Source organism: Micrococcus sp. APC 4021, assembly GCF_030407635.1.
Taxonomy (GTDB): Bacteria; Actinomycetota; Actinomycetes; order Actinomycetales; family Micrococcaceae; genus Micrococcus; species Micrococcus luteus.
Genome location: NZ_JASDCZ010000065.1, coordinates 1 through 12,313, shown reverse-complemented (window position 1 = coordinate 12,313; position 12,313 = coordinate 1). Strand labels below are relative to the sequence as shown.

Sequence of the window (12,313 nt, the reverse complement as noted above, 5' to 3'; positions counted from 1 at the left end):
GCGGGCCCGGGGGGAACGGCGACACGCGGGCCTCAGCATAGGCGGTCCGCGCGGCGGGTGTCAGGTCGCCGACGAATGACAGCCGTGTGATTCCACGGATCTCGGGCGCCCGGGCGGAGCCCGGGCCGTCGAGGCGCTCAGCTCGGTGCGGGGCGGCGGAGTTGATGTTGCTTGGCGGGATCTCTCCAGAGGGATCAGAAGGAGTGGTAGCGAGTGTGGATCCTGTGGAGAACGCCGTTCTACCGCGGCACCATGCGGATCCGGTTGGGGGAACCGTGTGGACGCCCGCTCGTTCGGGGTGTGCATCCGGTGTGGACGAGCCTCGGAGGCCCTCCCCCCGCTCTGCACAGGCCCGACCGGGGTTGTCCAGACTCATCCCCGGATCCACCCCCCAGTTGTCCACATTCCTGTCCACAGGACGCGTCCACACCCGTCGAAATCCGCGAGATCATGCGGTTTTCGGCTGTGGAGATCTGTGGATACGTGTGGACCACCGAATGACATCCGTGTGATTCACCAGCCTGTGCACCGTCGTCGTCCCCAGGGGTGTGGACGCGGCGTGAGCGGCCTGATTCCGCCATCCACAGGCGCGGAGGTTGTCCACAGTGGCGGGGGTTCTCCACAGAGTTGTCCACACCGGTGGACAATGTGGAAGAAGACTCGAGTCCCGGTCGAAGGTTCGAACCGGGACTCGAGGGGGCAGTGGGTGGCTCAGGCGCCGCGCTGTTTCCGCTTGATCTCGTTGGTGAGCTCGGTGACCTGGTTGTAGATCGTCCGCCGCTCGGCCATCAGCTCGCGGATCTTGCGGTCCGCGTGGATGACGGTGGTGTGGTCGCGGCCGCCCAGGACCTGACCGATCTTGGGCAGCGACATCTCGGTCAGCTCGCGCAGCAGGTACATGGCGATCTGCCGCGCCGTCACCAGCGTGCGGGTGCGGGACTTGCTGGTCAGCTCCTCGAGGGTGAGATTGAAGTACTCCCCCGTGGCGTGCAGGATCAGCTCCGGCGTGATCTCGTGCGCCGTCTCGTCCGTGATCAGGTCCTTGAGCACATGCTCGGCCAGCTCGATGTCCACGGTCTGCCGGTTGAGCGAGGCGAACGCGGTCACGCGGATCAGCGCGCCCTCGAGCTCGCGGATGTTCGTGGAGATGCGCGAGGCGATGTACTCCAGCGCCTCCGGCGGGGCCACGAGCCCCTCGGCCTCCGCCTTCTTCCGGAGGATCGCGATGCGCGTCTCGAGGTCCGGCGGCTGGATGTCCGTGATCAGCCCCCACTCGAAGCGGGAGCGCAGCCGGTCCTCGAACCCGGAGAGCTGCTTGGGCGGCAGGTCCGAGGTGATGACCACCTGCTTGTTGTTGTTGTAGAGCGTGTTGAAGGTGTGGAAGAACTCCTCGACCGTCGCCTCCTTGTCCGCCAGGAACTGGATGTCGTCGATCAGCAGGATGTCCACGTTGCGGTAGACCTGCTTGAACGAGGCGCCCTCGTCGTGACGGATGGAGTTGATGAAGTCGTTGGTGAACTCCTCCGAGTTCACGTACCGCACCCGCAGGCCCGGGTAGAGGCGACGGGCGTAGTGCCCGATCGCGTGCAGCAGGTGCGTCTTGCCCAGGCCGGACTCGCCGTAGATGAACAGCGGGTTGTACGCCTTCGCCGGCGCCTCGGCCACCGCGTTCGCGGCGGCGTGCGCGAACCGGTTGGACGAGCCGATCACGAACGTCTCGAAGTGGTAGCGGTCGTTGAGGCGGCTGGTCTCCGCGGACGTCGACGGCGGCGCGGGGGTCGGCTTGCCGTTCCCGTTCCCGTTCGGGGCCGCGGTCGCGGCGGGCGCGACGTCGGCCGGCGGCTCGATGCGGAAGCCCGGCAGCTCCTCGGCGACGGCGCGGCGGGAGGTGGCGGCGGTCGCGGCCGGGGGCAGCTCGACGTCCGGCGCCGCGGCGCCGGACGGCCCGCCGGCGAGGGAGGAGCGGCGGGCCTCGGACGAGGGGGTGCGCGGCGGCTGCAGGTTCGCGTCGATCGAGATGGCCAGCAGGATCTCCTCGCGGAACTCCTTGGTCAGGGCGTCCGTGAGGGCGTCGGCCACCTGGGTGCCCTGGAGCGTCTCGCGAGTGGTCTCGTTCGGCACGGCCAGCAGGAGCGTGTTGCCGATGAGGCCCTGCGGCTGGGCCAGGTAGACGAAGCCCATCAGGCGGGCGCTGACCCGCGCGTCGTCCTCGAGGGAGCCCACGACGGAGCGCCACGAGCTGAGCACGGCCTGGTCTGCCACCACGGAGGCTTCCTTTCCTGGGACAGACGGCCCCGGGGACGGGGGCGGCTGCGCGAGACGGACGACGGTGCTCGGAGTCTAACGGTTGTCCACAGGGTTGTGCACAGACGGTGGACAACCCCTATCATCCTGTGGACGACCGCCCCGGGCGCCCACGGGCGCCCGGGATCCGCGCGCACCCGTTTGACCCCTGCGTACCCCGGCCACTAGAGTTGTCTGGTCCCCCGGGTGTCGGTTGATCGTGCCCGCCGGGGATTTCATGTCAGAGCCTCACCGGTCCTTCCCCCTGGTCCACCTGCTCAGGTCGACGGTCGAAGGCACACAACACGTCGTGGAGAGATCACAGTGACCAAGCGCACGTTCCAGCCCAACAACCGCCGTCGTGCCCGCAAGCACGGCTTCCGTGCCCGCATGCGCACCCGCGCCGGCCGCGCCATCCTGTCCGCTCGCCGCGGCAAGAACCGCGCCGAGCTGTCCGCCTGAGGACCTCGGTCCAGGGACGGCGCGCCCCGTGCTGCCCCGTGACCGTCGCGTCCGCACGCCCGCGGAGTTCCGTCACCTCGGTCGCACCGGCACCCGCGCGGGTCGGCGCACCGTCGTGGTGAGCGTCGCCACGGACCCCGATCAGACCCGGTCCACGTCGCCGAGCGCCCCTCGGCCGCGGGCCGGGTTCGTCGTGTCCAAGGCCGTGGGGAACGCGGTGACCCGCAACCGGGTGAAGCGGCGGCTGCGCGCCGTCGTCGCGGATCAGATGCGCCTGCCCCCGCTGCGCGACCTGCCGGTTCTGGTGCAGGTCCGCGCGCTGCCGGCCGCCGCCGAGGCGGACTACGCGCTGCTGCGCCGCGAGACCGTCGGCGCGCTCGGCAAGGCCCTGAAGCCGCACCTGCCCGCCGCCTCGGAGCACGCGTAGATGACCGTCACGCCCTCGCCCTTCGTCGTGCTCGAGCCCTCCCGTGAGTGGGGGCCGCTGCGCGCGCTGCCGTCCGCCCTGCTGGCCGGCCTGCTCACGGTCTATCGGGCCGTGGTCTCCCCGCTGTACGGACCCGTGTGCCGGTTCTTCCCCAGCTGCTCCGCCTACGGGCTGGAGGCCGTGCACGTGCACGGCGCGGTCAAGGGGTCGTGGCTCGCCGCGCGGCGCATCGGCCGGTGCCATCCCTGGAACGACGGCGGCGTGGACCCGGTCCCGCCCGGGCACCGACGCTGGCCGCCGGGCCGGCAGCCGCGCATCCTCACCCTGAACCACCCTCCCATCCCACCTGATCTCCCGCAGGAGGATTGACCCCCATGTTCGAAGCCATCCTCTCCCCGTTCCGCTGGCTGATGTCCTGGCTGCTCGGGGCGTTCCACAGCATCCTGGAGTTTGCGGGCCTGCCCGCGGACTCCGGCTGGACGTGGGCCCTGTCCATCCTCCTGCTGGTGGTGCTCATCCGCACCCTGCTGATCCCGCTGTTCGTCAAGCAGATCAAGGCGCAGCGCGCCATGCAGGCCATCCAGCCCGAGCTGCAGAAGCTGCAGGCCAAGTACAAGGGCAAGAAGGACCAGCTCTCCCGCCAGGCCATGGCCATGGAGCAGCAGGCGCTCATGAAGGAGCACAAGGCGAACCCGTTCGCCGCCTGCCTGCCGCTGCTGATCCAGATGCCGTTCTTCTTCGCGCTCTACCAGGTGCTGATCGGCGCCCGCGGCGCGGCGGAGCGCGGCGAGGCCATGGACGCCCTGTCCGCGGACCAGATCCGCTCCTTCGAGGGCTCCACGATCTTCGGCGCCCGCATGTCGGACACCTTCATGAACTCGCTCGGCGCGCCGGGCAGCGGGCCCGTGATCGTCACGGCGATCGTGCTGATCCTGCTCATGTCGGGCTCGATGTTCTTCATGCAGAAGATGCTCATGACGAAGAACATGACGCAGCAGGCCCTCTCCGGGCCCATGATGCAGACGCAGCAGATCATGCTCTACGCCATGCCCCTGATCTTCGGCATCGGCGGCATCAACTTCCCGATCGGCGTGCTCCTGTACTGGACCTACTCCAACTTCTGGGCCGTCGGCCAGCAGTGGTGGATCATCCGCAACAACCCGACCCCGGGCTCCCTCGCCGAGAAGGAGCTCAACGAGCGCCGCGCCGCCAAGGGCCTGCCCCCCGTGGGCCAGAAGGTGTCGAACGCCGAGGCCACGCCCTCGTCCGCGCACACCCAGGCGGGCCGCGGCGGTGCCGTGCTGAACGGTGAGGTCGTCCGCCAGTCGGGTCAGCGCGTCCAGCCCCAGCGCAAGAACCGCAGGAGGAAGTGAGCATGTCCGCCGAGAACGTGACCCCGGCCTCCGAGGCCGAGGACGCCGTCGTCGAGACCCCCGTGGGCCAGGGCTCTCGCGTCGCGGAGCAGGACGGTGCCGCCGTCTCGGAGGCGGTGCGCCGCCTCGAGGAGGAGGGCGACGTCGCCGCGGACTACGTCGAGGAGCTGCTCGACATCGCGGACCTGGACGGGGACATCGACATCGAGGTCCGCGACGGGCGCACGTACGTGTCCGTCGTCTCCGAGGACCACGATGAGCGCCTGGACGGCCTCGTCGGCCCCGACGGCCGCACCCTGGAGGCCCTGCAGGAGCTCGTCCGGCTGGCCGTGCTCGCCGCCACGGGGCACCGCTCCCGGCTGATCCTGGACGTCTGCGGGCACCGGGAGCGCCGCAACGTCGCCCTGCGCACCGCCGCCCAGGCGGCCGTCGAGCGCGTCCGCGCCGGCGAGGGTCCCGTGCACCTCGAGCCCATGGGCGCGTACGAGCGCAAGATCGTCCACGACGTCGTCGCGGACGCCGGCCTGACCTCCGAGTCGGAGGGCGAGGGCGCCCGCCGGCACGTGGTCATCTCCGCCGATGACTGAGCAGGGTTCGGCCTACGAGCGGCGCCCCGGGCTGGATCCGCGGGACCGGGGCGACCGTCCCGCACCCGTGGGACAGCCGGCACCGCCGCTGACCGATGCGCTGCGGCCGGCCGCCGTCGAGCTGTTCGGCGAGGCCCTCCCCCGGGCCGAGGCGTACGTGGCCCACCTGGCGGACACCGGCATCGAGTGGGGCCTGATCGGCCCGCGCGAGGCGCCCCGTCTCTGGGAGCGCCACGTCCTGAACTGCGCCGTGGTCGAGGAGCTCCTCCCGCAGGGTGCGCTCGTGGCCGACGTCGGCTCCGGTGCGGGCCTGCCCGGCCTGTGCCTCGCGCTCGCGCGCCCCGACTGCCAGTTCCTGCTCATCGAGCCGCTCGAGCGGCGCGTGGAGTGGCTGGACATGGTGGTCGCCGACCTCGGCCTGGAGAACGTGGACGTGATCCGCGGCCGCGCCGAGCAGGTCTCCGGGAACCTCGACGTCGACGTCGTGACCGCCCGCGCCGTGTCCGCGCTGAAGACCCTCGTGCCGCTGACCATGCCGATGCTGCAGGGCGCCGGGGAGCTGCTGGCCATCAAGGGCCGCTCCGCGGCCGACGAGATCGCCGCCGCCCGCAAGGTCCTGCGCAAGTATGGTGGTGCCGAGCCCGAGATCCTCACGGTGGGCGAGGGCCTGCTGCCCGAGACCACCACCGTCGTGCGCGTCAGCGCGCGTCCCCGCTGACCCCTCCCCCACCGGGACGGGACGGGCCGGGCGGCAGCAGATCCGCACACCCGCGACCCAGGAGGTAGAGCCGCATGGCGCAGGAGCAGGAGAGCCGGGGTGGGGCCTGGAGGGCCCTGCGCCAGAAGTGGACCGGCCGGACCGCCGAGAAGGGCGGCGCCGACGTCGAGGAGCCCGCGCGGCTCCAGCGGCGCCGTCTGACGCGCCCCGACCGCACCCGCGTGTTCACGACGTCCAACCAGAAGGGCGGCGTCGGCAAGACGACGACGACGGTCAACCTGGCCGCGGCCCTCGCCCGCGCGGGCATGCGGGTGATGGTGGTCGACATCGACCCGCAGGGCAATGCGTCCACCGCGCTGAACATCCCCCACACCGGAGACGTCGCCTCCGTGTACGACGTGCTCCTGGGCGAGATGGAGATCCAGGACGTCGTGCAGGACGCCCCGGACGTGGACGGCCTGCAGGTGGTGCCCGCGACGATCGACCTGGCCGGTGCCGAGATCGAGCTGGTCTCGCTGGTGGCCCGCGAACAGCGACTGTCTCGAGCGCTCGAGGCGTACACCGCCTGGCGCGAGGAGGACGGCCAGGAGCGGCTGGACTACGTGTTCATCGACTGCCCGCCGTCCCTGGGCCTGCTGACGGTCAACGCGTTCGTGGCGGCCGAGGAGGTGCTCATCCCGATCCAGGCCGAGTACTACGCCCTCGAGGGCCTCTCCCAGCTGCTCAAGAACGTGCAGATGATCCAGAAGCACCTGAACCCGCGTCTCCAGGTGAGCACCATCCTGCTGACGATGTTCGACGCGCGGACCAACCTCGCCGTGCAGGTGGCGGAGGAGGTCCGGACGCACTTCCCGGAGCAGCTGCTGAACACCGCGATCCCCCGCAACGTCCGCATCTCCGAGGCCCCCAGCTATCAGCAGACGGTGCTGACCTACGACCCGGCCTCGGCCGGCGCCGTGGCGTACCGGGAGGCGGCCGCGGAGATCGCCGGCCGCGGTGCGCCGACGGCCCTGAAGAGCTGACGCCCAGGCGACCCGCTGTTGCGGTCGCCAAATGGCGCTGCTGACGACGACGAAGCCCGCCGGAGGGAGCGATCCCCCGGCGGGCTTCGTCGTGAGTGAGCGTGGCCCGGAAGATGGGGGGTGAAAAGACAAGCGGAAACGCTGGGCATATCGGAAGTTCGTGTTTCACGTGAAACGACCTTCTCTGAGGGTGCGAGCGTGGTGCCGCCGCGGCGGGACGATGGGGAGGGGTGCCCGTGGTGGACCGCTCCCATCTGTCCCGCTCCCCTCTCTTCCGCTGGGCCGGCGCCTCCGCCGCCGGCCAGGCGCACCTGTCGCGAGGCCTGGGTGCAGCCGCGGGCGGCGACGCACGAACTCACGGGGTGAACGGCATGGCGGCGGGGCGGAGACGGCGGCTGTGTGGGGGCCGGCGGTGCACGCTGCGTTGAAGTGCTCCGCGAGGGCTGCGCGACGCGTGGGGAACGTCCTGGCCGCCGGGCGCGGCCGTGCAGGGTATAATCCGTCCCTCCTCCTTCACCCGGGTGCGCTGCAGCCTCGAGGATGCAGCCAGCGAGCAGGCCGGGTGCTGTGACTGGGTGCCCCCTCTCCCCCACGGTCAGACCTCCTCGCCGTCGGTGACGTGCAGGGAATCGGGGCCAGAGCGGAGCACGGGCCGTGGTGTCGCCGCGAGGCACGCGGCCGGTCTGCCGTCAGCGTGTGCGAGAGCAGACGTCAGCGGCGATGGTGGGCTGCTGTGATTCGTCTGAGTTGGAGGGGCCGAACGGCGGCGCCAGAAGGACAGTTCTACTGTGCATTCCTGTGTACGGAGTAGGAGAGAGTCCGGCGAAGAGGGGCGGCCGCACGCCCCCAATGTATACAAAGACAAGCATGTGAGCTGGCACTTTGCGGAGTCAGCAGTGGTTAGCGGCTATCGTCGATGTTGATATGTGGACAAGATCTGTGGACAAGGGGACGCCGTGGGTAGGTGGCCGTGGGTGCCACCATGGCGCTGGTTGGTCTGGCGAATCCCCAGCGCGGCCCGACGGCTAGGTACGGGGTCGGCAGGGGAATGCTGAGTCAGCCTGGGTCCCCTCCCCCGGGAAACCCGCATCAGCTCAGTGCGGGACGCTCAGGCCACACGGTTCTGACCCCTGCAACGACGTGGAAGCAGGACGTCGATCACTCAGGTGGTGGCCGGGGGTTTCACGTAAAACACGATGCTCGCGCGTAGATCTAGCGTCGATCCCCGGAGGGAGCCGCGTGCGGACGGACGGGTGAAGACCCGGTTCCACACGAGTCGGACGTGAAACTTAATGGGCAAAATGGGCAGACGGGAGGAATGGGCCCGGTCTGTCGGGCGGAACGGCCTGCCATATGTCTGTACGGCCGCTGCTGACGGCAGCGACTACATCGAACAGTACGGTCAACGGCACAAGTCGGTGCAAGCTGCGCGACATGGGACCCGCGACCCGGCGTTCGTGCCCAGTACGCCGCCACGTTTCACGTGAAACCGAACGACCGACGTCCGGCGCTCGACGCGCCCGGGTCACGACGTCAGCAGCGCGAGGAGTCTGAACCTCGAACGCATCTCACGCCTCCTATGGACGCCAGTATCTGAATGCAACCCGCTCGTGGGCGGACTTCCGTGGCACGAGTGCATGGTCGAATCTTCGAACGATACGTTTCACGTGAAATGAGCTTCGGGTGAAAGCGCCGTGCCGCGAGGTCACAATCCCAGGCGATCCAGGGAGCACACGATCCGTGCCGGGAGCGAGCTGACCGAGAATGGCGCAGTAATGTGGCACTGACTCGCGGGTGAGCGAGCACGTGGGTTACCCGAACTCATGTCGTACTTGGATGACAGACTCGTCCGTGTTTCACGTGAAACGCGGATGGTGAGGCAGCGTTCAATTCGTGAGCTGCGCGGGTGTAAGGAAGCACTGACGGCGAAGCGACGAGTAGGCCGAGCTCATCCGTTCGGCGATTCGAGTGTTCACATCACACCGCGGGGAAGTGGCACGAGTGCTTCGCTGCTGGTCCGCCATTGCGCGTCCGATGAAGCACATACATCATGCGGGTAGCCAGCGATCTGAGTACCGTCCGCACGGAGGGCTGATCGGCCGGGGAGAACACGAACAACAAACTGACAGCCGTGATTCTGATACCGTCCGCTCGTCGACGCGGGCTCGCGTTTCATGTGAAACGAGTGAACTTCGAGAGGGAACACGAGGAGGTCTTGAGGATTGCAGCGGCACCCTTCCGAAGCGCCCCCACTATGAGTGTTCCACGTGAAACACTCACGCTCGCGGCAGGTGCTGTCCGCGCGCCCACATCCTGCCGTCCGGGCCCAATACGGACGTCTCACCCCAGAACCGAGGCCCGAACCTCGCCGCGCCCCTTGCACGTGTCAGGCCCTCGCGCGCCCCCCGGCGGTCAGGGCCAGAGCACCTTGAGAAGTGTCTTCCCGCCGCCCGGGACCATCGAGACCAGGCCGCTCACCTACACTGATCCCAGACCCACTCACTGCAGGAGGACCCGTTGAAGACGAGCCGTCGAGGAGGCCTGGGGCGAGGCCTCGGCGCCCTGATCCAGAGCACTGTAGAAGCCCCGGAAGAGAACGCCGAGGCCACCTCCCCGAAGGACTCTGCGGTGCCGGTGAAGAGCGGCCCGAAGGCTGCCGCGGCAGCGGAGGCCACCACGACATCGACGCGGAGCACCGCGACGACCGAGACGCCAGGGGGGTCCAACGAGCCCGCCCCGTCGGCCTCGCAGCGGAAGACCGCGGGCCGAACGACACAGGCCGGGAAATCAACGGCTGCGACTGGCAGGAACGCCACGTCCGCCACGAAGGCAGGGCCCACCTCGTCGAAGCGTGCCTCGCGACCCGCGCAGCGTCCCGTCGACGTGTTCTTCTCCGCAGAGTCCGAGGATGCACCCGCGGCGCGGCCGACCAAGGGGCGTCCGGCCATGCCGACGGTGAAGGCGCCCAGCAAGCGTGCCACCTCCGCGACGTCGTCGAGGAAGGAACCGGGGGACTCGAGCGTTGAGTCCGCCGCGACCGAGGGGACCGTGTCCGCGGACATCGCGGTCCTGCGGGAGATCCCGGTGGGGGACATCCACCCCAACCCGCGGCAGCCGCGTGAGGTGTTCGACGAGGACCACATGGCGGAACTGGTCACCTCGATCCGCGAGGTCGGCATCCTGCAGCCGATCGTCGTGCGCGAGGTGGACGGCCCCACCCCCCATGAGCTGATCATGGGAGAGCGCCGGTGGCGCGCCACCCAGAAGGCCGGCCTGGACACCATCCCGGCGATCGTCCGCCAGACCCCGGACCAGGACCTCCTGCGGGATGCTCTGCTGGAGAACCTGCACCGCTCCCAGCTGAACCCGCTCGAAGAGGCCGCCGCCTACCAGCAGCTCATGGAGGACTTCGCCTGCACGCAGGAGGAACTGTCCCAGCGCATCGGCCGCTCTCGTCCGCAGATCTCCAACACGCTGCGGCTGCTCAAGCTGCCGCCCCTCGTGCAGCGCCGCGTGGCCGCCGGCACGCTCTCGGCCGGCCATGCGCGTGCGCTGCTCGGTCTCACGGACCCGTCGGACATGGAGCGTCTGGCGCAGCGGATCCAGTCGGAGGGCTTGTCCGTCCGGTCCACGGAGGAGGCGGTCGCGCAGCTGCAGGGCGGGCTCCGGCCGGGCCGCACGCCGCGGCGCAGCACGGACGACGCCCGCCACGAGCGCCTGGACCACTACGCCACCGCGCTCACCAGCCGCCTGGACACCGCCGTGAAGATCACCCTCGGCGCGCGCAAGGGCCGCATCGCCATCGACTTCACCACCGTGGAGGACCTGAACCGCATCATGGACCTCATCCAGGGCGGTCAGGACGGCAAGGGGAAGGGCAAGAAGTCCTGATCCGGAGTTCCCGCGGACGGCGTCCACGGGCACCCGCCGCTGGTCCTGAAGATCAACGCACGACGGCCCCGTCACCCTCTGGGGTGACGGGGCCGTCGTGGTGAGTGGGGGAGGGGCTCAGCCGAGCAGGGCCGAGAACTCCTTCTCCAGCGCGGCCTTGGGCTTGGCGCCCACGGACTCGGCGACCTTCTCGCCGTTCTGGAAGCCCACGACGAGCGGGATGGAGGTGACGCCGTAACGCGCGGCGATGGCCGGGTTCTCGTCCACGTTGAGCTTGGCGATCACGGCCTTGCCCTCGTGCTCCACGGCCATGTCCTCCAGGACGGGTCCGAGCATGCGGCACGGGCCGCACCACTCGGCCCAGAAGTCCACGAGGACGGGCAGCTCGGACTGGAGGACCTTCTGGTCGAAGTCGGCGTCGGTGACGGTGATGGTGCTCATGGCAGCCTCCTGGGGTTTGTTCTGTGTCTGACGAGGGTGGACAGGGGTGTTATCGACATGATTCATGACGCTCCGTCAGGGGTCATGAGTCAGTGGCTCATGCCGGGTTCGCGTCCGACTCCGGGCCGGCCGGCGCGGCCTCCTCCACATCGGCCACGGTCGCGAGGTAGTGCTCCACGTCCTGGGCGGCCACGCAGCCCGAGCCGGCGGCGGTGACGGCCTGGCGGTAGGTGTGGTCCGTGACGTCGCCGGCGGCGAAGACGCCCGGCTGGGAGGTCCGGGAGGACGGATGGTCGATGCGGATCGTGCCGTGCTCCGTGAGCTCCACCTGGCCCTGCACCAGGTCCGTGCGCGGGTCCTGGCCGATGGCCACGAACAGGCCGGTCACGTCCAGCGTGGACGCCTCGCCGGTGCGGGTGTCCCGCAGGCGGAGGGTGTTGACCTTGTCGTCACCGGTCACCTCCGTGACCTCGGTGTTCCAGCGGAACTCGATCTTCTCGTTCTCCATGGCGCGGTGGGCCATCACCTTGGAGGCGCGCAGCTCGTCCTTGCGGACCAGCACGGTCACCTTGGACGCGAACTTCGTGAGGAACAGGGCCTCCTCCATGGCGGAGTCGCCGCCGCCCACGACCGCGATCTCCTGCTCGCGGAAGAAGAAGCCGTCGCACGTGGCGCACCAGCTGACGCCGTGGCCGGAGAGGCGCTCCTCGCCGGGAACGCCGAGCTTCCGGTAGGCGGAGCCGGTCGTGAGGATGACCGCGTGGGTGCGCAGCTGGGTGCCGTCGCCGAGCGTGAGCACCTTGGGGTTCGACGTCAGGTCGGCCTGCACGACGTCGTCGTAGACCACCTCCGTGTCGAACCGGCGGGCCTGGGCCTCGAGGTTCGCCATCAGCTCGGGCCCCTGCACACCCTCCGGGAAGCCCGGGAAGTTCTCCACCTCGGTGGTGTTCATCAGCTCGCCGCCCGCGGTCACCGCCCCGGCCACCAGGACCGGGGAGAGGTCGGCGCGGGCGGTGTAGATCGCCGCGGTGTATCCGGCGGGGCCGGATCCGACGATCACGACGTTGTGGACGCTCGGGTCCTGGGCGGTGGGGGCCACGGGTTCCTCC

11 protein-coding genes are annotated in these 12,313 nt (G+C 69.6%); 8 read left to right on the top strand and 3 right to left on the bottom strand.

Annotated elements, in window-relative coordinates; translation table 11 throughout:
• Window positions 1-711 precede the first annotated feature (711 nt).
• Window positions 712-2,265 carry a chromosomal replication initiator protein DnaA gene (gene dnaA / locus QL983_RS07225; RefSeq protein ID WP_036314426.1) on the bottom strand — a complete coding sequence of 518 codons (1,554 nt, stop codon included), beginning with the start codon at window positions 2,263-2,265 and terminating at the stop codon, window positions 712-714.
• Between the two features lie 342 nt (window positions 2,266-2,607).
• Between dnaA and rpmH the strand changes: the two genes are divergently transcribed.
• The 8 genes from rpmH to QL983_RS07185 all read left to right on the top strand — a co-directional run bounded on the left by rpmH (window position 2,608) and on the right by QL983_RS07185 (window position 10,763).
• Window positions 2,608-2,745, top strand: coding sequence for a 50S ribosomal protein L34 (gene rpmH / locus QL983_RS07220; protein ID WP_002856443.1), 138 nt, complete (start codon window positions 2,608-2,610; stop codon window positions 2,743-2,745).
• A 28-nt stretch (window positions 2,746-2,773) separates the two neighbouring features.
• The gene (gene rnpA, locus QL983_RS07215) at window positions 2,774-3,172 is read left to right on the top strand and encodes a ribonuclease P protein component (RefSeq protein ID WP_002856442.1); all 399 of its coding nucleotides are present in this window, start codon (window positions 2,774-2,776) and stop codon (window positions 3,170-3,172) included.
• On the top strand, window positions 3,173-3,541 hold the full coding sequence (gene yidD / locus QL983_RS07210) for a membrane protein insertion efficiency factor YidD (protein ID WP_020628390.1): 369 nt from the start codon (window positions 3,173-3,175) through the stop codon (window positions 3,539-3,541).
• A gap of 5 nt (window positions 3,542-3,546) precedes the next feature.
• The gene (yidC, locus tag QL983_RS07205) at window positions 3,547-4,545 is read left to right on the top strand and encodes a membrane protein insertase YidC (RefSeq protein WP_010079777.1); all 999 of its coding nucleotides are present in this window, start codon (window positions 3,547-3,549) and stop codon (window positions 4,543-4,545) included.
• 2 nt (window positions 4,546-4,547) lie between these two features.
• A complete protein-coding gene (locus QL983_RS07200) occupies window positions 4,548-5,132 on the top strand; it encodes a R3H domain-containing nucleic acid-binding protein (protein WP_036314423.1) in 585 nt (194 codons plus the stop codon).
• Window positions 5,125-5,850 carry a 16S rRNA (guanine(527)-N(7))-methyltransferase RsmG gene (gene rsmG, locus QL983_RS07195; protein WP_081097758.1) on the top strand — a complete coding sequence of 242 codons (726 nt, stop codon included), beginning with the start codon at window positions 5,125-5,127 and terminating at the stop codon, window positions 5,848-5,850. The genes QL983_RS07200 and rsmG overlap by 8 nt, the downstream gene beginning before the upstream one ends.
• Before the next feature lie 74 nt (window positions 5,851-5,924).
• Window positions 5,925-6,872, top strand: a complete 948-nt coding sequence (locus QL983_RS07190; protein ID WP_100057059.1) for a ParA family protein — start codon at window positions 5,925-5,927, stop codon at window positions 6,870-6,872.
• Between the two features lie 2,517 nt (window positions 6,873-9,389).
• The gene (locus tag QL983_RS07185) at window positions 9,390-10,763 is read left to right on the top strand and encodes a ParB/RepB/Spo0J family partition protein (protein WP_078025341.1); all 1,374 of its coding nucleotides are present in this window, start codon (window positions 9,390-9,392) and stop codon (window positions 10,761-10,763) included.
• A 117-nt stretch (window positions 10,764-10,880) separates the two neighbouring features.
• Here QL983_RS07185 and trxA read toward each other — a convergent pair whose 3' ends face one another.
• Both trxA and trxB read right to left on the bottom strand, forming a co-directional pair.
• Entirely contained in the window at window positions 10,881-11,270 is a 390-nt protein-coding gene (trxA, locus tag QL983_RS07180) for a thioredoxin (protein ID WP_323662986.1), read from the bottom strand.
• A 31-nt stretch (window positions 11,271-11,301) separates the two neighbouring features.
• On the bottom strand, window positions 11,302-12,303 hold the full coding sequence (gene trxB, locus QL983_RS07175; protein ID WP_061867465.1) for a thioredoxin-disulfide reductase: 1,002 nt from the start codon (window positions 12,301-12,303) through the stop codon (window positions 11,302-11,304).
• Window positions 12,304-12,313: the final 10 nt, after the last annotated feature.

Excerpts from the sequence above, each read along its gene's own strand:
- rsmG (WP_081097758.1), top strand. The coding sequence starts at position 5,125 with ATGACTGAGCAGGGTTCGGCCTACGAGCGGCGCCCCGGGCTGGATCCG.
- trxA (WP_323662986.1), bottom strand. The coding sequence starts at position 11,270 with ATGAATCATGTCGATAACACCCCTGTCCACCCTCGTCAGACACAGAAC.
- QL983_RS07190 (WP_100057059.1), top strand. The coding sequence starts at position 5,925 with ATGGCGCAGGAGCAGGAGAGCCGGGGTGGGGCCTGGAGGGCCCTGCGC.
- yidC (WP_010079777.1), top strand. The coding sequence starts at position 3,547 with ATGTTCGAAGCCATCCTCTCCCCGTTCCGCTGGCTGATGTCCTGGCTG.
- QL983_RS07200 (WP_036314423.1), top strand. The coding sequence starts at position 4,548 with ATGTCCGCCGAGAACGTGACCCCGGCCTCCGAGGCCGAGGACGCCGTC.
- yidD (WP_020628390.1), top strand. The coding sequence starts at position 3,173 with ATGACCGTCACGCCCTCGCCCTTCGTCGTGCTCGAGCCCTCCCGTGAG.